Origin of the sequence: Chryseobacterium sp. JM1 (assembly GCF_000737715.1) — a bacterium.
Classification (GTDB): Bacteria; Bacteroidota; Bacteroidia; order Flavobacteriales; family Weeksellaceae; genus Chryseobacterium.
Genome location: NZ_JPRN01000002.1, coordinates 487332 through 513770, shown reverse-complemented (window position 1 = coordinate 513770; position 26439 = coordinate 487332). Strand labels below are relative to the sequence as shown.

Here is a 26439-nt window from a genome sequence, read left to right as displayed (position 1 = left end):
AATTTATTTTTTCTGGACCACTGCAAAGGCGCAAAATAATTAATACAGATACTTTTGTACATGCAGAAATAACTTTGCGCCTTCGAGATCATCCATCCGCTGTGCGGTATTATTTTTTATTTCTTAAAAGCATTTCGTCAATAAAAACGCGTCGGCTTACTGCTTCATAGCTTTCTGTTTCGCCAAGTTCCACCAGATCATTTCCCTGGGAAATTCTCATAGAGTAGTTGGCCAGATTCCCTGTTCTCTTGCAAATAGCATGCACTTTTGTAACGTATTCTGCAGTCGCCATTAAATTAGGCATTGGTCCGAACGGACGACCCAGGAAATCCATATCTAGGCCTGCCACAACCACTCTTACGCCACTGTTGGCAAGCTGATTGGCAATATCTACAATGCTTTCATCAAAAAACTGTGCTTCATCTATTCCCACCACATCGCAGTTTGAGGCCAGCAGAAGAATTTCATTGGGATTATCTACTGCTGTACTACGGATTTTATTCTGATTGTGAGAAACAACGTCCTCTTCAGAATATCGTGTATCCAGTCTCGGTTTAAAAATTTCCACGTTCTGACCCGCCATTTCTGCTCTTCGCAATCTTCGGATCAGCTCTTCGGTTTTTCCCGAAAACATAGAGCCACAAATAACTTCCATCCAACCACTTTGTTTGGAATGATTAATTGTATTTTCTAAAAACATTTGTTAAATTAGCCGTATATTTTTAAGATCAAAAGTAAGCAATTTTAATAAGATTCTTATTATGCAGAACATCCAAGATTTAAAGGAAAAAATTTTTTTTGAATCCAAGAATATCATCGATATTTTGGAGAAAATAAACAACGTAGATGAATTACTTTCCAAGCAGGATCTTGTAGATGAGCTTGCGAACAGGATCTCTTTTTTAAGGTTGCTGGAGAAAAATATCGAGTACTTTATTACCGATCATTCTCAGCAGAACACAGAGAGCCAGTACATTTCATCCCTTTCTGATGACGGACATGAGTCTAATCATGAAGTGACGGAAGAAGAGGCGATCTTCAATAATGAGTTCAATGAAATTGATGAAAACGAAGGTGAAAATTATTCAACTGCATCAGTGGATGAAGAGGAAAAATTTAATCATCAGCTCGATGAGATCGTAGAAAATGAATTCCATGAGAATATCGTCAGTTTTGCAGAGGAAAACTACGGACAGGCTCCTGCTGAAGAGGCTCAGGAAAAAGTTTCTCAGCATGATCTTACGGAAGAGGAAGCCGTTTTCAATAATCAGTTGAACGAAATTGATGAAAATGAATCTTTCAATACCAATGAAAAAGTTTTAAGCTTTGTGGATGAAGAAAGAATCCTTGCCGATGCGAAACCGGATAATGATGAAGATCTCAATGAAGATTTATTCATCACCGAAACTACGGAAGAGGAGGTAGTTTTCAATCATCAGCTGAATGAACTGGACGAAGATGAAGATAACGTTTCACATGAAACAAATGCTTCAAACAACCCTGAAACAGAAGAACCAGAGCTGGATACTCCTGAAAAAACCAAAGAACAGACTGAAAGAATTCCAAGTATTTTCGACACTGAAATGCTGGAAGACGAAATTCTGATCGAGGAAAACGAAGAGCAGTTCATTGCATCCAATGTAACCATCGAGCAGGGAGAAATGCTTACGGAAACGTCTAATGTGGAAGGTATCTTAAGTGAGATAAAAAATGATTTTCCTTTGGAAGAAAGGGAAGAAACCATTCTTGCGGAAGTCTATGACAGAAGAAAAATTGTCGATATAGATAAACCGTTCCCGGAAACAGAAAACCAAAAACTAGCCTCTGATGAGAGCTTCGAAGACCTCGATGCCTATCAGCAGGAGAAAAAAATAAAACTGGCCAATATCAAAGGACTGAAAGCTGTACAGACACTTTTTGACGACGATCCTCTGGAAAGGGAAGTGCCGCACGAAAAGCCTGCCCCTGAAGTAAAAGAAGAGCAGGGAGGCATTCTGAAAACCAACATTCCTACCCAATTTATGGAGGCTGATAAGGTAAAACCTGAATTCAGACTGGATCTGAATGACAGAATTGCCTTTTCAAAAACGCTGTTCGGCGGAAGCCAGACGGATCTGAACGAAACGGTAGCCCGGTTAAACAGTTTCAGAAACCTGGAAGAAGCAAAGGAATATCTCAGCGACCTTTATTACGACAGAAAGTGGAGTAAAGTAGATGAATATGCCCAGAGACTCTGGATATTGGTAGAAAATAAATTCTTATAATTTTGAGCGGAATCCTATATTTTGTTCCCACGCCCGTCGGGAACCTTGAAGATATGACCTTCAGGGCTGTAAAAGTCCTCAAGGAAGTTGACTATATTTTATGTGAAGACACAAGGACATCTGGAATACTTTTAAAGCATTACGAGATCTCCAAACCTTTAAAATCCTATCATCTTCACAACGAGCATCAGGCTACTGAAAAAGTAGTTGCTGATCTTAAAAGCGGTCAGAATATCGCGATCATTACCGATGCCGGAACACCCGGAATATCAGATCCTGGTTACTTATTGGCAAAAGCAGGAGCAGACAACAATATCGAAATGATTTGTCTTCCCGGAGCAACAGCTCTGATTCCGGCACTTGTGGTGTCCGGACTTCCGAACAACGAATTCCTGTTTGCAGGATTTCTCCCTCAGAAAAAAGGAAGACAAACTAAGCTGAAGCAGCTTGCAGAAGAGAAAAAGACAATTGTTTTGTACGAAAGCCCGCATAAGATCAATACCACCCTGGAGCAGATCAAAGAATTCTTCGGTGAAGAAACAAAAGCCAGTCTGAGCAGGGAAATTTCCAAAAAATTTGAAGAAACCAAACGCGGAACAATCAATGAATTAATTGAATTTTCCAAAAGCAAAACTTTAAAAGGAGAGATCGTTCTTATTGTCAACAATTCTATTTAAATTCATTGAAAAACTTAGTTTTCGCACTGTGTTCGTCAGTGTGTATGGCCCAGACCAATCAGTATACCAAGATCCTTTTGTCCAAAAAGATAGGGATGGAGGTTCATTCCTACTCAGAAGGCTACGGAACGGTTTACGATTCGAAAAATAAAAAAGAGAGCATTGTCGATTCATTGGGAAATGTTACGTTTGAATCTGCTCACAGTATTTCACATATTTTTAAAAACCGTTTCATTCTTACATCAGGAGAATCCGGTTATAAAACTAAATCTGCCATCATTGATGAAAAAGGAACCGAATTGCTTCCTTTAGACGATCAGAGCTTCAATACACCCTGGCTGAGTAAAAAGCGTATCATCTCTTCAAAAGAGGGAAAAGAAGCGGTTTATGACTATCAGGGAAAAGAAATTATCCCTTATTCTGAGAGAATCCTGTTTGTGGCGGAAGACCGTTTTTTCGTGAAAAAAGATAAAGTCTGGTTTTTATATGATCTGGAAGGAAAGCAGGTCAGTCCCCGTGAATTCAAAGAGGATTATCATTTTGAAAATGGTAAAGCATTGATCATTAATGAAGATAATCAAAGCGAAATCATCGGAAAAAACGGGCAGACTCTTCATAAGTTCTCGGCGCAGATTTACAGTTTAGCTTCTTATCCGTATCTGATCACAAAGAGCAGAACAACAGGGAAATATGGTTTAGTAGATGCCGAAGAAAACATTCTTGCTGAAGAAATCTATGATGATGCTTCACCAGAGTATTTTGGAGCGAAAGAGTATGTTTATCTCAGAAAAAAAGGAAAAGCAACCGTTTTCAATAAAAAAGACAGGAAACTTTATCCAAACAATTTCAAGTATTTAACGCCACTGTTCAATGATCTGTTCAGTGTTTACAGTGATAAATCAAAGAAAACGGGAGTGGTGAAACTTAATGGAGAGATCGTTGTTCCTCAGGAATATGATTTTATACAAAGCTTCAGCATTTCAGGAAAAGATTTTATTTATCTTAAAAAAGGTCAGGAAGAACAGTTTCTGAATCAGGATCTGAAAAATATTCTGGATGAAAATACCCAGGTCATTGCTTTCTTTCCCGATCAACTGATCATTAAAAAACAAGATGGTTACTATCAATTTTCTGTCCTTAACAGATCAACTTCAGTGCTTAAGAATATTATTGCCATCAAAGAACAGGAACCGGATTTTTTCAATATTTTTAACCTGTATTCGAAACCGGTAGTTTGCAGAAATGCCAGTAATTTATACGGAATCATTGATGAAAAAGGGAAGGAGATCGTTCCTTTTATCTACGATGACATTATTGCATTTGAAAATTCTGAGAATGAGATTGTGGTGAAGAAGCAGGATAAATATGGAGTTGTGAACTTTCAAAACGAGCCATTGAAAGATATTATTTATGATAAATATTATTGGCAGAAGGAAGTTTTGAGGCTGGATAAAGATAAGAAAACGGATATTCTTTATTTTACAAGGTTTAAAAACAGCGGCAGCCGTCTTTAGAATATGATAAAAAACAGCGAAAAATTTTAAGTAATTTGATGATTTGGAATGCATTGAATAACAATTTATAATATCTTTGCGGACTGTTTAATTCGTATAAAATTAAATATACTATATTGCCGTTTTATCAAAAACGGAAGTATTTACTAAGAATATAATTATCAAGAGATATGATGAAACTATTAGAAGGAAAAGTAGCACTAATCACCGGAGCTACAAGAGGAATCGGAAAGAAAATTGCTGAAATGTATGCTGAACAGGGCGCACAGGTGGCATTTACCTATGCCGGCTCTGTAGATAAAGCTCAAGCATTAGAGGCAGCTTTAAGTTCTGTAACGAAGATCAAAGGATATCAGTCTGACGCATCAGATTATGATGCAGCTCAAAAGTTAATCGATGATGTAATGGAAGAGTTCGGAAAGATCGATATTCTGATCAACAATGCCGGAATCACAAGAGATAACCTGTTGTTGAGAATGTCTAAAGATGACTGGGATCAGGTAATGAGAATCAATTTGGATTCAGTATTTAACCTTACAAAAGCGGTAATCAAGCCGATGATGAAGGCTAAATCAGGATCTATTATCAATATGACTTCTGTAGTTGGGATCAGCGGAAATCCGGGACAGTCCAACTATGCAGCTTCTAAAGCCGGAGTAATCGGATTTACTAAATCTATTGCACTGGAATTAGGATCAAGAAGTATCAGATGTAACGCTGTGGCTCCAGGATTCACTGAAACTGAAATGACTGCAGATCTGGATGAGAAAACCCTTCAGGCCTGGAGAGACAGAATTCCGATGAAGAGAGCAGGACAGACAAAAGATGTTGCCAATGCTTGTATCTTCCTGGGAAGCGAAATGTCTTCTTATATTACAGGACAAACCCTGAACGTAGACGGCGGAATGCTGACTTAATCATAAAAAAATAACAGGCTGTACAAATCATGTACAGCCTATTTTATTATGTAATTGAATTAAAAATCTGTTGAATCTGCTAAATCTGCGTGAGATTTTTTTAATCCTTAAAAACCTGGTTTTCCTGCTCCTGAACCCTTATAAAAGTAGTTCTCTTAGACAATTCTTTAAGTTGGGAAGCTCCCACATAGGTACAGGTAGAACGTACACCGCCCAAAATATCTTTTACGGTCTCCGAAACAGGACCTTTATAAACCGCTTTTACTGTTTTTCCTTCCGAGGCACGGTATTCTGCTACGCCTCCTGAATGTTTATCCATAGCCGTTTTGGAACTCATTCCATAAAATAAACGGTATTTTTTTCCGTTCTCTTCAATGATTTCACCGCCGCTTTCATCATGACCGGCAAACATGCCACCTAACATTACGAAATCTGCGCCTCCACCAAAAGCTTTAGCCACATCTCCCGGCACCTTGCAGCCTCCGTCAGCAATAATGTGTCCTCCAAGGCCGTGGGCAGCATCAGAACACTCAATAATGGCAGAAAGCTGAGGATAACCTACGCCAGTCTTGACTCTCGTTGTACACACCGAACCAGGCCCGATACCTACTTTGATGATATCTGCTCCTACAAGAAGAAGTTCTTCCACCATTTCCCCGGTCACTACATTTCCTGCGATGATGATTTTATCAGGGAAATTAGCCCTTGCCTTCTTCACAAATCCAACGAAATGCTCAGAATAGCCATTGGCTACATCAATGCACAGAAACTCGATTTTTGGGTGCTTTTCGAGAATCAGTCTGAGTTTTTCCTCATCCGCTTTTCCGGTTCCGGTACTTAAGGCAATATATTGATGAATGCTTTCCGGCTGGCTGTCCAGAAACAGGCTCCATTCTTCGGGAGTATAATGCTTATGAACGGCCGTAATAATCTTGTCTTTGGCCAGTTCTACTGCCATTTCAAAAGTTCCTACCGTATCCATATTGGCTGCGATCAGAGGAACACCTCTCCATTTCTTTTTAGTATGCTTGAATGTAAATTCTCTTTCAAGATTCACTTCTGAACGGGATTTTAATGTAGAACGTTTGGGACGGAACATTACATCCTTGAATCCAAGCTTTATATCATATTCTATTCTCATAATCTGGAAAAAATTAATAAGAATAAATGTAGGGAAAACTTTTAAGGGAAAATTGAAAAGAGACGGTTTTATGGATTTTTTAACCTGTGAAACGGGTTTGAGAGTCAGAGCGTTTTTGAATTTGTGCGTTATGGGCTACCTATGAAAAAGGGTAATTCTTCTTTTTTTACGCAAAGGTTTAATTTTAATGCTTTCCAGTAAAAGGAAAACTAGGAAGGAATCAATGAAATTGATTCGATTAAACAGACACTATATCCGGTAGCTTCATCAGCGACGAAGTCGAACTCTTTGCCTCCTACAACTCAAAAGCATTTTTCACAGAACTTGGCGTGAAATTAAATAAAATTATCAACGCAATCATCTGTGCAAATCCGTGTAATCCGTGGTTAATAATGAAGAATCAGTGGTTAAAAAAACAAAATAAAAAAGGGCGGAAAATCATCTTTTCACTCCCCATAAGTTTATAGTTCCCCGATGCATAAAACCGAGCTTTTCATACAGTCTTTTCGCGCCTGTATTTCTTTCCGCGACATGCAGGAAAGGTGTTTTTCCGTCTTCAAATATTTTTCCGGAAACAAAAGTCACCAATTGTTTAGCCAAACCTTTTCCCAGATAATCCGTATCTGTGATCACTGCGCTTACCTCTGTCATATCATTCATCTGCATTCTTTCCCCTGTAACGGCAACAAGTTTATGATCCTTAAAAATGCCGAAATAGCGACCGAGTTCAGGCGTCCTTGCTTTAAAATAATAAGGATAGAACTTCATCACAAATGCCAGAAGCTCTTCATGGTTTTCTTCTTTCAGCTCAATAATTTCTTCAGTCAGATCACGCTGAATAGGGTTTTCCAGAACATACTGATCACAGACAAGTCTTGACAGCTCTGTTTTAAAATTTCCCAGGTCAGGTTTCGCTCCGAAAATCAGAAAATCATCACAGATTTTTGCATATTCTGTGATGTCTTTTTCTCTTGAAAGCTCTGCTGCACCACCAAAGGAGGCTACTTCGGGATTATAAAATTTCGTGTCCCCAAAATTAAAGCAGAACTTTTCATGATATTCATTAAGTGAATGGTAAACAGGATTGTCTAACTTTGAGTACATCAGTCAAAATTCATTACTTCCTCCAGCGTCTTCATGTATTCATAAGCTGTAAGATCGAACTTCACAGGAACGATTGAAATATACCCGTTCGCCAATGCCGTTTCATCAGCATCTTCCGACTCGTCCATATTGTTGAAATAGCCGGTTAGCCAGTAATATTTCTTTCCGTGAGGATTCACCCTTTCGTCAAAGCTTTCTTCCCATTTTGCATTAGCCTGCTTGCAAACTTTTACCCCTTTGATTTCTCCGGCGGTCAGTTTTGGAATATTCACATTCAGTACAATTCCTTTAGGCATTGGGTTTTCCAAGGTTCTTTTTACGATATTCTGGATATATTCTTTGGCTTGGGTAAAATCAGCTTCCCAACTGAAATCCATCAGTGAAAATCCAATCGCAGGAATTCCTTCCACACCCGCTTCTACAGCTGCAGACATCGTTCCGGAATAGATCACATTGATTGAAGAATTGGCGCCATGATTGATTCCTGAAACCACGATATCCGGTCTTCTTGTCAGAATTTTGTCAAGAGCCATTTTTACGCAGTCTACGGGTGTTCCGCTGCATGAAAAATCAGTCTGCGGTCCGTCAAGTGTTACTTCTTCGAAGCTTAAGGTAGAATTAATGGTAATGGCGTGGCCTTTTCCACTTTGGGGAGAGTTGGGTGCTACCACAATAACATCTCCGATTTCGTTCATAAATTGTATAAGGTTTCTGATACCAGGTGCGGTGATTCCATCATCATTAGTAACCAGAATAAGCGGTCTTTCCATAAAATCAGTTTAATTTAAGAAGGTATAAGGCATTAATTGCCTGTTTGAAAACTGCTCTTTTGTCATTTTAGACATCAGAAAAAAGTTCTCACTCTTCAAATTTAGCTAAAAACTTTTGAAGATAAAGGCAATTCAAAAAATATAAGTTTGGGTTTAAGAGATAGGATTAAAATATTAAAATGCTATGATTCGGATGATTGTGTAGCTTTCAACGGAATTTAATAGGATATCAAAGCTTTAGCAGGAAAGGGTCTTGAAATTGACCAAAATTATTCTCAATATTGAGCCTTTCAACAAACAAAATCGAACTTTTCAGCAAAGTATGATTATATTACATTACCGAAATTTGCTTTATCAAATTTTAGAACATGAACATATTGGACATAAAAAACAGTGAAACTTTTACCCAATGAAGAGATTTTTAAGAATGCTTAGACGTACACTGATCTTTCTTTTGTGCGTGATTGTTGTTTTGGGCATTGCAACCTATTTTTATATGAAACAGCCACAATTCGGAGCTCTTCCGGAAGGAAAAAGGCTGGAACTGATGAAGAAATCTCCTCATTATAAAGACGGTAAATTCAGAAACCTGATAGAAAAACCCACTCTGTCGGAAGGGTATAGCTTTACCGGGGAAATCTGGAAAGCACTCACTAAAAAGTATCCGCATACTGAACCCATCGACGTATTACCTTCTATAAAAACAAATCTTAAAACACTTCCCGCAGACCGCAATGTCATCGTTTGGTTTGGGCATTCGTCCTTCTTTTTGCAGGTAGATGACGTTAAAATTTTGGTGGATCCTGTCTTCAGTGGAAAAATGACACCACTTCCCGGAAAGCCTGATGCCTATGAAGGAAGCGATATTTATTCCGTTAATGATATGCCTGAGATTGATTATATGCTTCTTTCTCACGACCATTATGACCATTTGGACTATGAAACGGTCAAAGCATTGCAGCCAAAAGTAAAGCATGTAATTTGTGGTTTAGGAGCTGGGGCACATTATGAAAGATGGGGCTACACAGCACAGCAGATTGTAGAAAAGGACTGGGGAGATCGTGTAGAGGTGAAGCCCGGATTTACCATTTTTGCAGAGAATACCCATCACGATGGAGGTAGAGGATTTAAAAGTTCTCAGGCTTTGTGGCTTTCGTTTTTTATAGAGTCACCTGCTATGAATATTTATTACAGTGGTGATGGTGGATATAGCAGTCGTTTTAAAGATATTGCTAAAAAACATCCTCAGATTGATTGGGCCGTTATGGAATGTGGTCAGTATAATAAAGCCTGGCAGTCGGTTCATGAGCTGCCGCAGGAAGTAGCACAGGCAACTTCCGAATTGAATGCGAAAAACATGATTCCGGTTCATCATTCGAAATTCACACTGGCAAAACATCCCTGGAATGAGCCATTGAATGAGATCACAAAATATTCACAAAATAAGAATTACAGGCTGGCGACACCAATGATTGGTGAATTGGTAGATCTGAACGACAGCAAACAGATCTTTAAACAGTGGTGGAAAAATGTAAGATAGAAACCATTTTATCTGCACAGAATAAATATCTTAAAAATTCATTTTAATATTCTGATTATTAATGGTTTAATTTAATGTAAGAGAATAGGTAAGAAATAGGCTATAATGCTTTTAGTAAAAAACATTTAAAACTATCTGATAATTGTAAATAAGGTATTAAATTTGATAGTTTGTAACAGCGAATTAATTGCTGCTACTAATTGTAGTATATATTTTAAAAAAAATCAATAAATAAAGACAGTTTATGTGGAAAAATTTCAAACTGAATAAATTTTTACTCCTAATTCCATTGACAAGTCTAATGTTTTGTTTCAACTCGCCAAAGAACGACGACGAAAAGATGCAGACGATCATGGTGAGCGTAAAGAATACACTTTCTTATTTACATTACAGCCCGAAACCCATCAATGATGCCTATTCCAAGGACGTTTATAAACATTATTTCGAACTGGTAGATCCTGCAAAAAGATATTTCCTGCAGTCGGACATGGATGAATTCAACAAGCATGAAACAAAGCTTGATGACTATATCAGCCAGGGTGATCTGACGTTCTACAAACTTACGATCGACAGATTGTACCAGAGAGTAGACGAGATCGATAAGATCACTCAGGATATCTTCAGCAAGCCTATTAATCTTCAGGAAGATGAATCACTGACGCTGGAGCCGAAGCTTAAAAAAGTACCGGCTAACAAGCAGGAACAGTATAATGAGTGGAGAAAGTATATCAAATACAATATTCTTCAGGAGATTGAGTCTATGAACAGCAAAGAGGAAGCTCAGAAAGAGAAGAAAGATTCTGTTCAGAAATATAATTTGAAAGATACGATCAAATATCAGCCGTTAAACCAGGACCAGAAGATCAAAAAAGCAACGGATGAAGTGAAAGACCTTGTAAAGGATACATTTACAAGATTCAAAAAGAGAAAGAAAATGGATTGGTTTACCGTGTATATGAATGCATATACCGAAGTATTCGATCCGCACACCAACTATTATTCTCCAAAAGATAAGGAAGATTTTGATACTCAGTTCACCGGAAAAGTGATTGGTATCGGAGCGCTTATTCAGGAGAAAAAAGGAAATCTGTTCTTAGGAGCTTTAACGATTGGTGCGCCGGCGTGGAAGTCTAAACAGCTTTCAGAAGGAGATAAGATCTTAAAAGTGAAATCTAAGCCGAAAGAAGATGCTGTAAATGTGGTAGGAATGCTTTCTGATGAAGCTGTAAGACTGATCAGAGGAGAGAAAGGAACACCGGTAACACTGACGGTTCAGAAAAAAGACGGAACCATTAAAGATGTAACGATGATCCGTGAGGAAGTAGCTATTGAAGACACTTTTGCAAGAAGTATCGTGGTGAATTCTCCAAACGGAAAGAAATACGGATTTATCAACCTTCCAAGCTTTAATGCTGATTTTGAGGATGCTAAAGGAAGAAATGCTTCTGATGACATCAAAAATGAGATCATTAAACTTAAAGAACAAAACATTGAAGGAATTGTTCTTGACCTTAGAAATAATGGTGGAGGATCATTAACTGAAGTAGGGGATATCATGGGACTTTTCATGGAAGCAGGCCCTTATGTTCAGGTGAAAGACGGAAACGGAAAGATCCAGACCTTAAAAAACAAAAATGAAACTCCGATTTGGACCGGACCACTAGTGATCATGCAGAACGAGCTTTCAGCTTCAGCTTCGGAGATCCTTGCCGGTGTAATGCAGGATTACGGAAGAGCAATGATCATTGGTTCTCCGCAGTCTTTCGGAAAAGGAACGGTTCAGACTTTTGTAGACCTGAACAGATTCTTAAATACGGAAGATGATTTCGGATCTTTAAAACTGACGATCCAGAAGTTCTACAGAATTACGGGAGAATCTACGCAGAGAAAAGGAATCGTTTCTGATATTCAGATGAAAGACTTCTTTACCTATGCAGAAGTAGGAGAGCGTTATGATGATTATGCTTTGGCTTGGGATAAGATTCCTGGAACGAAATTCCAGAAACTGAATTATTTCAATATTCAGGCTCTTGAAAAAGCAAGTGCAGACAGAATGGCTAAAAACAACAATTATCAGCTATTGCTTGAATCTGCTCAGTGGAGAGAAAAATTGGATAAAGAAGAAAACATCACCCTTAATATCAATAAGTTCAATGAACTGATGAAGCAGAGAAAAGCTCAGATCGAGAAATTCAAAGCTTTAAGCAAGTTTGAGAACGGTCTTAAGTTCATGATGTATCCAAACGAAATTGAAAGAGAGAAAAAAGACGAAGCTTTCAAAAAGAAATCTGAAATGTGGATCAAGAATCTTAAGAAAGATCCATATCTGCAGGAAGCTATGAATATCGTTTCCGATATGGGAACTAAATCATAAAACAAAAATGGCGCTGATCGAAGATCAGCGCCATTTTTATATTGCAATAGAGAATTACTTAATTTCTACACATCCCACTCTTCCGCCTGCATTTCCTGTAGGCTGAGTATGGAAATCATCCGCAGCAGCATGTACGATAAGCCCTTTTCCCATGATGTTTTTAGATTCATCTGTACAACTCAGACACCATTTAGTCGTTTTGAAAGTCAGAACGGCTTTTCCGGTTTGGTCAGCGGTTAGATTTCCGATATCTCCCATGTGGAAATGTTCGGCGCCCCATTTTCCGTGATCGTCTTTAGCCGGGTTCCAGTGGCCTCCTGTAGAAGTCCCATCGGCTGCAGAACAGTCGCCTTTTTCGTGGATATGTACTGCATGAATACCAGGAGTAAGATTTGTTACTTCAAGCTTCATAACAACCTCGTCTCCTTTCTGGGTGAACTTTGCCGTTCCGCCAGTTTGTGTTCCGCTCTTAGCGTTAACGGCGTACGTTTTTGTTGTGCAGCATGAAGCCGCTAAAAATGCACACCCTGCCAGTAATGCTATTGTTTGTACTTTCATTTTTAAATGATTTAAAGTGATTATACCGTTAAATTTATAAAACATTTTCCGAAAGGCTTTATGATTTCAATCCTTTTTTCGAAAACAGCAATATATGACAACTGAAATACAGCGTATCTTGATACCTTTACCGATCCACATTCATTAACCATGGAAGAACATAAAAAAAGAATCATAAAAGCCATCAGATACATTGATAATCATCTGGATGCTGATCTTTCTCTGGAAAATATTGCAGAAGTAGCAATGTATTCTCCCTTCCATTTTCACAGGATATTTAAGCTCATTACCGGTGAAACCCTCCAGAACTATATCATCAGGAAGAAAATTGAAAAAAGCGCCTTTTACCTGGCTGTAAAGAAAGAAATGGAGATCAAAGAAATTTATCTGGATCTTGGATTCTCCAATCACTCCGTTTTCAGCAAAACATTTAAGAAATATTATGGAATAGCACCTTCAGTCTTCAGAAATTCTGCTCCGGAAACTTTTCACAAGATTTTACAAATACAGAGCAAGAACGGACAAACCGATGCCGTTTTCAGCCTGTACATTTGCCATGTAGAAAACCTGTTAAACTGGACAAAAATGAATTTAAAAATTGAAGTAAAAGAAATGCCGGAAATGAATCTGGCTGCAGTAATGAGCTTAGGGATTGCCAATGTGGAACCTTCCTATAATGTTCTCATTGAATGGGCAAAAAAGAAACAGTTGTTCCCCCGCGAAAATGTCAAAATGATCTCCGTTTATCATGACAGTTTCAAAGTGACTCCGCCGGATAAGGTCCGAATTCATGCATGTATGCTTCTGGATGAAAAGCTGGATGGACAAGATGGATTAGTTTTTTCAGAAACGATTGATGCGGGCAAATTTATCGTAGGAAGCGGGGAAGTGACCCTTCAGGACTTTGAACAGTGCTGGGTATCCCTGTTTTTATGGATGAATGAACACCATTATTCCATGAGAAAAGCGTTTCCGTTCGAGATCTACCATTCGAACTTTAAAGAACATCCGGAGGGTAAGATGATCGTGGATTTCTGTATCCCGATTCACTAATTTCCCATTCAGTAGTCAAAGTATGCCTTTCAGTAAAATTAATTTTAAAGGAAGGCATATTCCGTATTATTTTTGAGCCGAAAATAAAAACCATGAAAACACAGGGAACAAAACTTTTATTACTGATCGCCTTTCTGTCTTTTGTCGCAGGATATGCACAGGTCAGGATCTCAGGAAAAGTTACTTTTAAAAATAAAGGAGTCAATGAAATTAATGTCACCTTAAAAGACACCTATGATGGTGCGACCACGGATGCACAAGGTAATTTCTCCTTTGAAACCTCGGAAAAGGGAAATCATATCCTGACATTTACCCATCCGAAGTATCAGAATATAGAAAAAGCGATTGTTATTGAGAATCAGGATGTTTCTGTCAATGCAGAGCTTAAGGAGGAGATCAGCGAGATCGATGCAGTGGTAGTTTCCGCGGGTTCTATCGAAGCCAGTGATAAAAAGAGAGCAACGGCACTTTTGACACCTATTGACATCTATACTACAGCAGGTGCAGATGGGCAGATTTCTTCGGCTTTAAACTATCTTCCCGGTGTTCAGAAAGTGGGCGAGTCGGAAGGCCTTTTCATCAGAGGTGGTACGGGAACAGAATCCAAGATCTTTATGGATGGAAGTTTGATCAATAATTATTTCTCAAACTCAGTTCCGGGAATTGCAGGAAGAGACCGTTTCAATACTTCTCTGTTTAAAGGAAATATCTTTTCAAGCGGCGGTTATTCTGCTTTATACGGACAGGCCCTTTCCGGGGCACTGATGCTGGAAAGTGTGGATCTTCCGGATCAGAGTTCTTTAGATTTTGGAATTTCACCCATATTTTTGAGTGCAGGATTTCAGAAACTGGGGGAAAATAAAACCCATTCTTTTGGAGCTACTTTGGGATACTCACTCCTGAGTCTTATGCAGAACGTTTTTAATTTTAATACAGATTTTATTGATGCTCCCCAGGGTTTAAATGGTGATTTTAATTTCAGAATCAAAACAAAATCAGGCGGTTTTCTGAAGTACTACGGAATGTACGATTCCAATAAAATGGGAGTGAAAACAGAGAGTTTAGAACCTGGATATGATTTTGCCCTCGTAAGACTGAAGGGAAATAATACCTATCACAATCTATCTTTTAAACAGAAATTCGGAAAATACCTCCTGAATGCTGCCACTTCTTACTCCTACAACAGATCTGATCTTAATTTTTCTACAGAAACCAATAATTTGGAATCAGATCCATCAAAGCTTTTAACCAATGGAAATTACCTTAATTTTAAAGCGGTTGTTGAAAGAAAAATCAATAAAATAAGTGCGGTAAGAGCGGGTTTTGAATTAAATAATACAGATGAAAAACTCAATTTTGGTTATGTGCAGAAACATTATACAGACCTGATCTCTGCCGTTTTCGCGGAAACGGATCTTGGGTTCAGTAATGCATTATCAGCGAAAATAGGAGTAAGGGCAGAAAACTCTTCCTTTTTAGGAAAAACCAATTTTGCACCCCGTTTTGCACTGGCTTACCGTCTGGCCAAAGACTGGACAACTTCCTTTGCCTACGGATTGTTTTATCAGAATCCTGAAAGCAGATACATCAACGGACCTTCAGATCTGGATTTTCAGAAATCACAGCATTATATTTTCCAGGTTCAGAGAGCATCAGAGGGAAGAAGCCTGCGTTTTGAAGCGTTTTATAAGAAGTATGACCAGTTGATCAAAACATTCAATATTACCCCAAACAATGAGCAGAATCAACAGGTACAGACTGCTTTGAATAATAATGGTTACGGCTATGCAAAAGGGCTGGAGCTTTTCTGGAGAGATAAAAAGACTTTCAAGAACATCGATTACTGGCTGAGCTACTCTTTCCTCGATTCTCAGAGAGATTTCATCAATTATCCGATGAGTTTAAAGCCAAATTTTGCCTCCGCACATACGCTTTCTGCGGTAGCTAAAAGATTTATCCCGGAATGGAAACTAGGCGTGAATTTATCCTATACCTATGCGAAAGGGCGACCTTATTATGATATTGCAACGAAAACAGAAAACAGTAATGTAGTTAATTACATCAGAAATGAAGGAAAACTGAAAGACTACAACGCCTTAAATATCAGCTTCAATTACCTTCCGAATTTAGGGAAGAAAGACGCCAAGGCATTTACCGTATTTGTATTGAGTGTTTCGAATGTTTTAGGATCTAAAAACGTTTATGGATATAATTTCTCCCTTGACGGATCCAGAAGCTCATCGGTAGTTCCACCGGTCAATACCTTTGTGTTTATAGGCGCTTTCATCAGTTTTGGAGTAGACAGAACCCAAGATGCCATTAACAATAATTTATAAAAATAACCGCGACAGATATCACAATCGTTGCAAAATACATAACTTCGGATAGACAATTAACTCACTTAAAAAAAATTGATAAAATGAAAAAATACCTATTAAGCTTTGCTTTAGCTTTTATGAGTTTAACAGCTTTTGCACAGGCAGATTACGAAAAAATAATGACTGAAAAGATCGCGAAAACAGAGACCTGTAAAACGCCGGAAGAGTTCCAGACATTGGCCAATGATTTCCAGAGGATCGGAAGCAAGGAAAGCTCGAAATGGCTTCCTCCTTATTACGCAGCATTTTCCCAGATTCAAAAAGGAAGACTGATGATGAGAAACGGGAATATGCAAAGTCTGGATGAAACAGCCGGAGAGGCAGACAAGTATCTGGCGATGGCACAAAACCTTGCAGGAGCAGACAATGCAGAGATCCATTTGCTGAGAAAAATGGCTGCATCTTTAAGAATGATGGTTAATCCGGCACAGCGTTATATGACAGACGGAGCGAAGGCCACTGAGGAAATGGGGATCGCAGAAAAACTGGATCCTTCAAACCCGAGAGTTGCGCTTATCAAAGCAGAAGACGTGTATTTTACGCCTGAGCAGTATGGAGGAAGCAAAACCAAAGGTCTGGAAATGTTCAAAGAGGCACTGGCAAAATTTAATGCCTACAAACCAAAAACAAGCTTAGATCCGAACTGGGGCAAAACAGAAGCGGAATATTTTCTGAGTATGCCGGCGAAATAACAACGAATTCAAGCCTTCCTGACACGGAAGGCTTTTTTTATTCCATTCGGATAGGAAAATCTGCCCTTCGGTAAATAATAATTTTTGATACCTTTATTAAAGACTAATTTTGAACCAGGAAAACTGCTCATGAAACGTAAAGGAATTATCATATTATTTTGGGTCTCGCTGGGAACAGCGCTATTTTTCTTCTTGTTTTTTACGAAGGAGAAGAACATTCACAATTTTTTGATCACCCTGTTGATCTCTACGATGTATTCCTTTATTCTTGGATTTGGAAATGCTTTTATCAACGACTTTCTCAATAAGAAATTTCCGTGGTCTGAAACTACTGGGATAAGAACCGTATTAAGTGTTGTTTCCATCATCATCGGGAATTTTATTCTGGTCTATTTCTGTAATTATATCAACTACGTACAGATCCAGAAAGTAGCCACCACAGAAGCTTTTTTCTCCAAAGAATATGCAACGACCAATTGGTTCATGATCAATATCGCGCTTCTGATTTCAGCTTTTCTCCATGCCAAAAGTTTTATGGAAGAAATGAAGAAGACCTCCAGAAAAGAAGTGGTGGAACAGAAGCTGATTGCCAAGTCGGCCAACGCACAGTTTGAAAGTCTGAAAAACCAGCTGGATCCGCATTTTCTCTTTAATTCTTTAAATGTATTGAGCGCTCTGATCGATGAAAACCCGAATCAGGCGCAGAAGTTTACCGCTTCAATGTCAAAGATTTACCGGTATGTACTTGAACAGAAAGATAAAGAGCTGGTGACGGTGGAAGATGAGATTGAATTTGCGAAAACCTACTGTGAACTTTTAAAAACCAGATTTGAAGACAGCGTGGATTTTATTTTCGATATTAAAAAAGAGGAATACCGGAGATATGTAGTCCCGCTTTCACTTCAGCTTTTGCTGGAAAACTGTATCAAACATAATTTTGCAACATCTTCAAAACCTTTAGTCATTAAAATATTCTCGGAAAATGATACGCTCTGCATTGAAAATAATCTTCAGGCCAGAGAACAGATGAAAGAAAGTGCCGGAATAGGACTTGCTAATATTGTTCAGCGTTATGCCCTGCTTACGAAGAAGAATGTTTTTATTGAAAAATCGACGGATTATTTTAAAGTAAAAGTTCCGATACTTTCCAATAAGCCCAACACAATCAGCGTAAAACCTGAAGATGATAACGGATCTTACGAGAAAGCAAAGAAGCGGGTAAAGGAATTAAAAGGCTTCTACGGTAACCTGATTTCCTACTGTACCATCATCCCTTTTCTGATGATCATCAACCTTATTACTTCTCCTAATAGTCTTTGGTTTTACTTTCCCATGTTAGGTTGGGGAGTGGGGGTCGTTTCTCATGCATTCCAGGTTTTTGGAGTCGGAGAATCCTGGAAAGAGAAGAAGATCCGCGAAATCATGAACAAACAAAAAAATAGAAATAATGGAAACCTATGATGAAGAAAACGTCCGCTATGAGCAAGCCAGAAGGCAGGTTGAGCGATTAAGAGGATTTTACGGGCACTTATTCGCCTATATTGCGGTGAATGCCATGATTGTGGTGTATAATATTAAGCATTTAGAGCCTGGAGAGAGCTATTTTCAGTTCAAAAACTTCTTTACGGCGACCTTCTGGGGAATTGGTCTGGTAGCTCATGCTATAGCGGTTTATCTGCCCAATATTGGCTTTATAAGAGACTGGGAGGAAAAGCAGATCAGGAAACTGATGGAGAAAAAGAAAAAGTAAATCGTGATGAATGATTGAGCTAAAATCAAACTGAATTTTAACCTTGTTGGTTATGAGTTTTAAGTTATGAGTTACTCGTTTCAGGGTAAGAGATCCAAAACAGGATAAGAGATCAAGTTTTTCAACGCAAAGATTGATTTAGGAAGCGCATGATTTTGAGGAAGGCAAAGAGTTCGACTGTGTCGATGATGAAGCTGACGGATATAATAACGCCCGCTTATTCGAATCAATTTTTGATTGATTCTATGCTTTGCAACCCTCAAAACTATACGGTCTTAGAATAAAACTTTGCGTATAAAAAGCTCTCCAGTTTTGAAGTTAATCCAGTATATCCGTGTAAAACGCTGTTCCTGATTAGAACCCCGAACCCCGCATCCCGCAACATCCTTAAGTGCTGCGATTGATACTTGAGATATTCTGAAATCATTATAAAAACAAATGCATTAGCCTAAACCTTAACCTAAACCTTAACAATACAGATATGCATCCTCTACAAATCTTATTTTCCATTTCGATGGCCGCCTGGTTTATCACGGAGTTCCTCTATAAAAACATGCTGAAATCAGGGAAAGAGGACAAGAAAGACAAAGATAAATCTACACTGAACATCTTGTGGATGGCGATTCCGTTTTCGATAGCCACTTCAGTAGCCGCTTCGTATATGACAAGGTTTCCAATCACGGAAGGAGTCTGGATTTTGTATGTGGGTGAAGCATTGATCCTGATCGGAATTATATTCAGATTTGTCATTATCAGATCTTTAGGGAAATACTTTACGGTAGATGTAACGATAAGAGAAGATCATCAGATTAAAAAAGAAGGGTTTTATAAATACCTGAGACATCCTTCGTATGCATTTTCACTGTTAACTTCCTTAGGATTAGGATTGTATCTGAATAACTGGCTTTCAATAGTTTTGGCTTTTCTGCCACCATTTATCGCATTCGCTTACCGGATCAAAATCGAAGAACAGGCTCTTGTAGAACAGTTCGGAGAAGAATATATACAATATCGTAAGAAGACTAAAAAACTGATTCCTTTTATCTACTGATCTATATTTACTCGAAATAAGTATCTGCTCAATTAGCAAAATCTGCGAGAGATTATAAAAACAAAATTCCAACTTATTGATATCAATAACTAGCTGAAAATCTTTGATTTTCTAGCGCCTTACATATTCTCAATTTAGGAAAACCGTGCACCTTAGCGCTTATCCAAAAACAAGTAAAACGATCTTTTTACGATTCAGAAAGCATAATCTACCACTCAGTCATATAAAGTTGATTGAAGCCCCATTTCTGACCTACCTTTGATTCAACAAAAAAACAAACTCACCTTTTAACAATAAAAATTATGGAAACATTAGGATACACAAAAGAAACGCAGGCTTACAAAAAAGCAGCAAGAAGAGTAAAAGAACTGAAAGGATTCTACGGAAACTTGACTTCCTACTGTCTTGTTATTCCATTCTTACTGGCACTGAATCTTCTTACCTCTCCCGGTCATTTATGGTTTTACTGGCCGATGCTTGGATGGGGAGTCGGAATCGTAGCACACGCTGTGAGTGTCTTCGGGATAGGAAAAGAATGGGAGGAAAAAAAGATCAAGGAACTGATGGATCAGGACTCGAGAAACATAAAAACATTATAATTAACCATAAAAACTTTAACGATCATGGATTACGATAGCGCATACGAAAGAGTGACTCAACTGAAGAAATTTTACAAAAGCCTTCTCTGGTTTGGAATAGTAGCCGGAATTATCTTCTTTGATGATATTTTTGAAAACGGGAAATTCGATTTTTCTTTATTTGATGGATCTGTTATTCTGGTCATCTGGGGAATTTTCTTAACCATAAAAGCAGTAAAATTATTCCTTCTGGATTCAGAATGGGAAAAAGGGATTATAGAAAAAGAGATGAAGAAAAACAAAAAGAGCATAGATTTTTAAACTGTTTATTTTTTATCTAATTTTATTCCCGATTTAAACTAAAAACTGGAACTCAATGATCAAGACTGTCATTATCGAAGACGAAAAACCTGCTTCAAGGAAACTGGAAAGAATGCTGAGTAATTTTCCTGAAATAGAAATAGTTGGTAAAATAGAATCAGTAGAGGAAGGAGTTGCCTGGTTTGCTGAAAACGAGCATCCGCAGCTGATCTTTTCAGACATTGTTCTTGGAGACGGCCTGTCTTTCGATATTTTTGAAAAAGTACCCACGAAAGGGTTTATCATTTATACGACAGCTTTTGATCAATATACTTTGAAAGCATTTAAGCTGAACAGCATCGATTATCTTTTAAAACCTATTCTGGAAGAAGATCTTTCCGGAGCGGTGGAAAAGTTCAAATCTTTTATTCCGGCCAATAATACGACAGGCTCTGAGGACATCAAACAGCTGATCCGAAAGGAAAAGTCTACACTGTCCAGAGTTTTGGTGAAAATCGGATACAATCTGAAAATTGTTCAGACTCAGGAAATAAGCTGCTTTTTCAGTGAAAATAAGATTGTTTATCTTCAAACGGAAGAACGTGTTTATCCATCAGATTTTACCCTTGATGAACTGGAAGATATTCTGGAAGAAAAGAAATTTTTCCGGGTCAACAGACAGGTTATCATCAATTCAGATTATATAAAAAACATCCACACTTCCCCATACTATAAAGTGGATATGGAATTTCAGCCACAGGAAGAAATCACTGTAAGCCGCGATAGGGTGAAGGATTTTAAGGAATGGCTGGTGGGGTAGAGGAAGACGTCAATGGTGAATTTTGCTTCGCAAGTGAATCGTGAATTTTTGGAGGAGACATCAGATATCAGACAACCCAAACCCTCTCACACTAAAACCCTCAAACCCTCAAACTCAAAGCCCTACCTGTAATCTATCCTGTTAGACTCAGTGTCTTCAAGCTGTTTTAGAATAGAAGCAGGAATTTCATCACTGTCAATTGGGAAGCTGATAGAGTCTGAAATAAAGGTTTTCCGGTCTGCTTTCTGAAATATTTCAAACAGAGCAATTGGCTCCTGATTAAAACTGATGCATGTACTTATAAAATGAACCTCATGGAGCTTGTATTCTGGATTTTTAAGCTTTTCCTTGATATCTTTTATCCTTGAGATAAAATGTCGCTGACGGATAAACGTATTACTGTTCATGATGATGAATACGTAATCGGAATAGGCCGTCACTTTTCCGAAATATTTATGATGATCGCCGCCGCTTCGCTCGATGAAATATTCACCGGTGGTTTCGGATTTATAGACCTCCATGGCAGAACGCCATATACGCTCATCTCTTGCCTGTAAAGGATTCTCGGGAAGATTTCTGTTATACGAATACCAGCATCCCACCAAACGGTCTAAAAGGGCCGTATTCTGCTTCACATTATTCATATCGATCCTGAGATCACTGAAATTAAATGCTTCCGTGTTTGAATTAACAAAATCAATATAATTTGAATACCCCAGAACTTTGACCATCTGGCTTAATTTAGCAAGATTCGGTCTGCTTAAAACAGCATTTTCATTCTGTTGATATTTCTTTAATTTGTTGATGATCAAATGTTCATAAAGATAATTAGAGCCCAGAAGATCAGGTTCTTTCTTAATTTCTCTTTCTGAGTGATCATTCGTAATCAGTTCGTTCAGTTCTGCACTGATGTAGGACCATTCTGTCTTAGTGACATCTTCCCATCTGTTTTTCTTCAAAAAATGCTGACTCAGGAAATTCATTAACTTCTCAAGATGTTGAATATCTTCCTTTTTCATCTGATTTTAATTTTATAAGACTAATATAAGATTTTTATACATCCGAATAAGATTTGTGAAAGACTTTTATATTGTTTAATCCATTGATATTTGAGTAGAAAAATAAATGGTAACACAATGGAAACTAAAATCTTATTAAAAGACGAAACCCTTTGGAGCAGGATACAGAGTTTTTCACTCGATGCTTCAGATGCGGATTTTCCTTTTTCGAAAAAACTGGCCAAAGAAGAGCACTGGACCTTAGATTTTGCTCAAAAGGCGATTCAGGAGTATAAAAAATTTGTCTATCTCTGCTGCATCCTTCCCAATGGAGCTTCTCCAAGCGAAACGGTAGATAAAGTGTGGCATATGCACCTGATTTACACACAGAACTATTGGGAAGAATTCTGCCCGAATATCTTACAAAGAAAGCTCCATCATCATCCTTCAAAAGGAGGCTTTAAAGAAAACGCCAAACACCGGAACTGGTTTTCAGAGACCATGAAAAGCTATAAGAACATCTTTCAGCAGGAAGCTCCGAGGGATATCTGGTATGAGAAAGAAAAGACTAGCAGCAGGACAATCTGGCTGAAAAGATTACGAATCATCCCGTTATTGAGTGCCCTTTTCATGTTGTCCTCGTGCCTGGGAGAAGTGTTAGGATCATTAACGGTCGTGGCAATACCGATTATAGCTGTTTTTCTCTTCTTTCGTGCAGCTGCTTCGTTCCAGAGCAACATTGAAAATGTCGACGGTAAAAAGAAAGATGATGGCAGCATTGGAGGAAGTAGTGATGGAGGAGGTTCCAGCTGTAGTAGCGGTGGCGATGGAGGAGGAAGTGGTTGTAGTGGAGGCTGTGGAGGCGGCTGTGGCGGTTGCGGAGGCGGATGTGGCGGTTAAATAAAATATAAAGCTATGAAAAAGATAATCATTCATTCACTACCAATATGGGTGAGTTTTGTGGGATTGGCAGTATTCTGTCATACACTGAATCCCATTATGGTAAGAGGACCGGAATTTTTAAAATTCTATTTCACCCTGACGATAGGATTTTATCTCTCAGTTTTATCCTTAAGATCCTTCGGAGAGCGTCTTTCAAAAGTTTCTTTTTACTTGATGATCTTTATTTTCCTTCTGGGTGTTGTCAAATTATTCAGAGGACTGAGCCTAGACCGGCCGGTGGGGATTTTATTCAGTATCCTGGTAGCGGAAATCATGATCAGTATAATTTTTATATCCATTGAATTCAAGCATAAGATTAAGAAGTAACAGACTCTGTGAAGGTCTTTTTATCAAGCAAAAATGTCTGACAATGAGATTCACGTATTTGGTGGGAATTTTAACCACAAAAGTTTCAAAAGCTTTTAACACTTAAGTATCATTTAAGTTGAAATACTTTGTGAAAAAAGATCACATAAGTTTAAAAAAAATCAAGAATTTTTATTCTGGATGATGTACGCAAACATCTGTGAAAATCCGTGGTTAAAAAAAACAACTACAAAACTCGTGATACATTAATAAATTCAATACATCCATCAAAAAGAAACCCGAAACAATAATGCTTCGGGGTTTATAAGTATCATCAGATAATTTAATTATCTTGTTTTTCCTTGGTAGGTTTGTAACCGTATTTGCGTACCATCACAGAAGTGATCACTGCCAGAATAAGGGTGGCTGCAATATTTGAAGCTTCCGTATGTACAATCATCTGATAAAGATTATACCCAAAAACGGCACTTACAATAGGGATTAAAAGCAGGTTGACAAAAGCATACTGGTTTTTTGAAGTCGTTTTCATAGTGATATTTTTTATTGTTATTTACCGAGTAAGTCTAACAACTTAAAATTCGTTACAGAAAATTTTCAAAAACTTTTTCATTAGGCAATAACACCGCTTCCAATAAGCTCTTCACCGATGTACCATGCTGCGAACTGTCCTTCCGCAATTGCTGACTGTGGCTCTTCAAATTCAACATACAATGCATTTTCAAACTGATAAAGTACCGCTTTCTGCAATGCCTGTCTGTATCTGAATCTTGCCATGACTTCCATTGATGCTCCATTCTCCAGTTTCATGTCTTCACGAACCCAATGGACTTCTGCATTATCAATTTTCAATGCCTTTTTGTGCAGTCCCGGAGAACTATGACCTTCACCCACAAAAATAATATTGTTTTCCATGTCTCTGGAGATGATAAAACAGCTTTCTTTATGGCCGCCGATTCCTAGTCCTTTACTTTGTCCGATCGTAAAAAACTGAGCGCCCTGGTGCTTTCCGATTACTTTACCGTCAGCTTTTTTATAATTAATTTTCTGGGTTAAAAATTCCAGCTCTTCCTCTTTTGAAGAAAATTCAGGTTTTTCTACAGAAAATAATGGTGAATCTTTGAAAATCTCTACAATTTCTCCTTCTTTAGGAACCAATTGCTGTTGTAAAAATTGAGGAAGACTTACTTTTCCGATAAAACATAATCCCTGAGAATCTTTTTTATCTGCAGTAACAAGCCCGATTTCTTTAGCGATTTCTCTTACTTCCGGTTTTGTCAGCTCACCGATTGGGAACAATGCTTTTGATAACTGATCCTGGCTTAGCTGACACAGAAAATAAGACTGATCTTTATTGTTATCCTTTCCGGCTAGAAGATGGAAGATTTCTTTTCCGTTTTCATCAAAAGTGGAATTCACCTGAGCATAATGCCCAGTCGCCACTTTATCAGCACCTAAAGACATTGCTGTCTTCATAAAAACATCAAATTTTACTTCTCTGTTACACAAAACATCCGGATTCGGAGTTCTTCCTTTCTGGTATTCATCGAACATATAATCTACGATGCGCTCTTTGTAAAGCTCACTCATATCAATCACCTGAAAAGGGATTCCTAATTTCTGAGCCACCATCAGGGCATCGTTACTGTCTTCAATCCATGGACATTCATCCTCCAGCGTTACTGAAGCATCATTCCAGTTTCTCATAAACAAAGCCACTACTTCATGACCTTGCTGTTGTAATAAATACGCTGTGACACTGGAATCTACTCCTCCAGATAATCCTACTACTACTTTCATTGTATTTCAATTTTACGAAACTCTTAACGGGAGTTCTTAGTTTGACCCGGCAAAAATACAACTAAATAAAGTCGGAAAAAAAGTATAATTTTAAACATCGATAAAAACAATTTAATATGAAAAAGTTTATTATTCCTCTACTCTTAATGATTTCAGGAGCAATGTTTTCGCAGGTTGCAGCTGGAGCTTCTCCTGAAAATAACAACCGTTGGACTTTCGGAGGCGGAATTGGAGTTGGTTTCGGAAGCAATAGTTATTTTAATCTTTCAGCCGCTCCAAGAGTAGGATACAGGCTTACTGATGATCTTGAAGGCGGACTTTTGGGAAGTGTTTCGTGGCAGAAATCCAATTCATATAGTTCTACAATGTTCGGAGTCGGTCCTTTTCTGAATTATTATATCGCAAGAACTTTTTATGTAAGCGCCAATTACCAGCATTATTTCATCAATTATAAAGATAAATTTTACGATTTTAAGGCAAATGCGGATGAAGATGCTTTGTATCTTGGAGGCGGTTATATGCAACGAATCGGGAACAATTCTTATTTGCAGCTTGGTTTGATGTACAACGTTCTATGGAAAGAAAATTCAAGTATATTCTCAAGCGGCCTTGTCCCGAACATAGGCTTTGTGGTAGGTCTTTAATTTTTATTTCCCACGGATTCGTACAGATAATTGCGCATATTTTTTCTTTTTGATAGAAATTAAAACATAAACATCTTTAATTTTTCTAACCACAGATCTCACAGATGGGCACAGATGTTTGCGTGTTATTGATGTGAACATTTGTTTTAATTATTTTACATTAAAAATCTCTATGAGAAATATAGCTCGTTAGCCATAATCATCTGTGTTAATCTGTGAAATCCGTGGTTAAAATAAAAAAAAATAAACA

The 26439-nt window shown here is 38.0% G+C and carries 26 protein-coding genes; 18 read left to right on the top strand and 8 right to left on the bottom strand.

Translation table 11 applies throughout. The features are described 5' to 3' along the window. Window positions 1-109 precede the first annotated feature (109 nt). Window positions 110-700, bottom strand: a complete 591-nt coding sequence (locus tag IW22_RS04555; RefSeq protein ID WP_034724448.1) for a thymidine kinase — start codon at window positions 698-700, stop codon at window positions 110-112. 61 nt (window positions 701-761) lie between these two features. Here IW22_RS04555 and IW22_RS04550 point away from each other — a divergent pair, with 61 nt between their 5' ends. From IW22_RS04550 to fabG, 4 genes are all read left to right on the top strand, one after another. After that, entirely contained in the window at window positions 762-2264 is a 1503-nt protein-coding gene (locus IW22_RS04550) for a hypothetical protein (protein WP_034724447.1), read from the top strand. Window positions 2265-2266: 2 nt separating this feature from the next. Beyond that, window positions 2267-2941: a 16S rRNA (cytidine(1402)-2'-O)-methyltransferase gene (gene rsmI, locus IW22_RS04545; RefSeq protein WP_034724446.1), complete on the top strand. Its 675-nt coding sequence runs from the start codon at window positions 2267-2269 to the stop codon at window positions 2939-2941. Between the two features lie 5 nt (window positions 2942-2946). Next, window positions 2947-4455, top strand: coding sequence for a WG repeat-containing protein (locus IW22_RS04540; RefSeq protein ID WP_131401684.1), 1509 nt, complete (start codon window positions 2947-2949; stop codon window positions 4453-4455). Between the two features lie 173 nt (window positions 4456-4628). Continuing rightward, entirely contained in the window at window positions 4629-5372 is a 744-nt protein-coding gene (gene fabG / locus IW22_RS04535; protein ID WP_034724743.1) for a 3-oxoacyl-[acyl-carrier-protein] reductase, read from the top strand. A 100-nt stretch (window positions 5373-5472) separates the two neighbouring features. On the opposite strand, the gene IW22_RS04530 is transcribed toward fabG, so the two are convergent. From IW22_RS04530 to surE, 3 genes are all read right to left on the bottom strand, one after another. Continuing rightward, window positions 5473-6513 carry a GMP reductase gene (locus IW22_RS04530; protein WP_034724444.1) on the bottom strand — a complete coding sequence of 347 codons (1041 nt, stop codon included), beginning with the start codon at window positions 6511-6513 and terminating at the stop codon, window positions 5473-5475. A gap of 438 nt (window positions 6514-6951) precedes the next feature. Beyond that, entirely contained in the window at window positions 6952-7617 is a 666-nt protein-coding gene (locus IW22_RS04525) for a GNAT family N-acetyltransferase (RefSeq protein WP_034724443.1), read from the bottom strand. Beyond that, window positions 7617-8387, bottom strand: a complete 771-nt coding sequence (gene surE / locus IW22_RS04520; RefSeq protein ID WP_034724441.1) for a 5'/3'-nucleotidase SurE — start codon at window positions 8385-8387, stop codon at window positions 7617-7619. Before surE ends, IW22_RS04525 begins: the two co-directional genes overlap by 1 nt. Before the next feature lie 409 nt (window positions 8388-8796). Here surE and IW22_RS04515 point away from each other — a divergent pair, with 409 nt between their 5' ends. Together IW22_RS04515 and IW22_RS04510 are read left to right on the top strand one after the other, a co-directional pair. Next, window positions 8797-9927: an MBL fold metallo-hydrolase gene (locus tag IW22_RS04515; protein ID WP_081873890.1), complete on the top strand. Its 1131-nt coding sequence runs from the start codon at window positions 8797-8799 to the stop codon at window positions 9925-9927. Window positions 9928-10171: 244 nt separating this feature from the next. Continuing rightward, a complete protein-coding gene (locus tag IW22_RS04510; protein ID WP_034724437.1) occupies window positions 10172-12301 on the top strand; it encodes a carboxy terminal-processing peptidase in 2130 nt (709 codons plus the stop codon). A 54-nt stretch (window positions 12302-12355) separates the two neighbouring features. On the opposite strand, the gene IW22_RS04505 is transcribed toward IW22_RS04510, so the two are convergent. Further along, window positions 12356-12859 carry a superoxide dismutase family protein gene (locus IW22_RS04505; protein WP_034724435.1) on the bottom strand — a complete coding sequence of 168 codons (504 nt, stop codon included), beginning with the start codon at window positions 12857-12859 and terminating at the stop codon, window positions 12356-12358. A gap of 150 nt (window positions 12860-13009) precedes the next feature. On the opposite strand from IW22_RS04505, the gene IW22_RS04500 reads away from it, so the two are divergent. From IW22_RS04500 to IW22_RS04460, 9 genes are all read left to right on the top strand, one after another. After that, window positions 13010-13912, top strand: coding sequence for a GyrI-like domain-containing protein (locus IW22_RS04500; protein WP_034724433.1), 903 nt, complete (start codon window positions 13010-13012; stop codon window positions 13910-13912). A 92-nt stretch (window positions 13913-14004) separates the two neighbouring features. After that, the gene (locus IW22_RS04495; protein WP_081873889.1) at window positions 14005-16248 is read left to right on the top strand and encodes a TonB-dependent receptor; all 2244 of its coding nucleotides are present in this window, start codon (window positions 14005-14007) and stop codon (window positions 16246-16248) included. A gap of 83 nt (window positions 16249-16331) precedes the next feature. Beyond that, window positions 16332-16982, top strand: a complete 651-nt coding sequence (locus IW22_RS04490; protein WP_034724431.1) for a hypothetical protein — start codon at window positions 16332-16334, stop codon at window positions 16980-16982. A 129-nt stretch (window positions 16983-17111) separates the two neighbouring features. After that, window positions 17112-18443 (top strand): 2TM domain-containing protein, encoded by a 1332-nt coding sequence (locus tag IW22_RS04485; protein WP_034724429.1) that lies wholly within the window; start codon window positions 17112-17114, stop codon window positions 18441-18443. Beyond that, entirely contained in the window at window positions 18430-18732 is a 303-nt protein-coding gene (locus tag IW22_RS04480) for a 2TM domain-containing protein (protein WP_034724428.1), read from the top strand. The genes IW22_RS04485 and IW22_RS04480 overlap by 14 nt, the downstream gene beginning before the upstream one ends. A 481-nt stretch (window positions 18733-19213) precedes the next feature. After that, window positions 19214-19783: a methyltransferase family protein gene (locus tag IW22_RS04475; protein ID WP_034724426.1), complete on the top strand. Its 570-nt coding sequence runs from the start codon at window positions 19214-19216 to the stop codon at window positions 19781-19783. A 302-nt stretch (window positions 19784-20085) separates the two neighbouring features. Next, window positions 20086-20382: a 2TM domain-containing protein gene (locus IW22_RS04470; RefSeq protein ID WP_034724425.1), complete on the top strand. Its 297-nt coding sequence runs from the start codon at window positions 20086-20088 to the stop codon at window positions 20380-20382. A 24-nt stretch (window positions 20383-20406) separates the two neighbouring features. Continuing rightward, complete coding sequence (locus IW22_RS04465; RefSeq protein ID WP_034724424.1) at window positions 20407-20682, top strand: 2TM domain-containing protein; 276 nt, start codon at window positions 20407-20409, stop codon at window positions 20680-20682. Window positions 20683-20737: 55 nt separating this feature from the next. Continuing rightward, a complete protein-coding gene (locus tag IW22_RS04460) occupies window positions 20738-21481 on the top strand; it encodes a LytR/AlgR family response regulator transcription factor (protein WP_081873888.1) in 744 nt (247 codons plus the stop codon). Window positions 21482-21603: 122 nt separating this feature from the next. On the opposite strand, the gene IW22_RS04455 is transcribed toward IW22_RS04460, so the two are convergent. After that, entirely contained in the window at window positions 21604-22500 is an 897-nt protein-coding gene (locus IW22_RS04455; RefSeq protein ID WP_034724423.1) for a hypothetical protein, read from the bottom strand. A gap of 117 nt (window positions 22501-22617) precedes the next feature. On the opposite strand from IW22_RS04455, the gene IW22_RS04450 reads away from it, so the two are divergent. Further along, window positions 22618-23379: a glycine-rich domain-containing protein gene (locus tag IW22_RS04450; RefSeq protein WP_034724421.1), complete on the top strand. Its 762-nt coding sequence runs from the start codon at window positions 22618-22620 to the stop codon at window positions 23377-23379. Window positions 23380-23394: 15 nt separating this feature from the next. Continuing rightward, window positions 23395-23748, top strand: coding sequence for a hypothetical protein (locus tag IW22_RS04445; RefSeq protein ID WP_034724419.1), 354 nt, complete (start codon window positions 23395-23397; stop codon window positions 23746-23748). 322 nt (window positions 23749-24070) lie between these two features. Here the strand turns inward: IW22_RS04445 and IW22_RS04440 are convergent, their stop codons facing one another. Continuing rightward, complete coding sequence (locus tag IW22_RS04440; protein WP_034724418.1) at window positions 24071-24277, bottom strand: hypothetical protein; 207 nt, start codon at window positions 24275-24277, stop codon at window positions 24071-24073. A gap of 80 nt (window positions 24278-24357) precedes the next feature. Further along, the gene (gene mnmA, locus IW22_RS04435) at window positions 24358-25545 is read right to left on the bottom strand and encodes a tRNA 2-thiouridine(34) synthase MnmA (RefSeq protein WP_034724416.1); all 1188 of its coding nucleotides are present in this window, start codon (window positions 25543-25545) and stop codon (window positions 24358-24360) included. A 116-nt stretch (window positions 25546-25661) separates the two neighbouring features. Here mnmA and IW22_RS04430 point away from each other — a divergent pair, with 116 nt between their 5' ends. Further along, window positions 25662-26189, top strand: coding sequence for a hypothetical protein (locus IW22_RS04430; protein WP_034724415.1), 528 nt, complete (start codon window positions 25662-25664; stop codon window positions 26187-26189). Window positions 26190-26439: the final 250 nt, after the last annotated feature.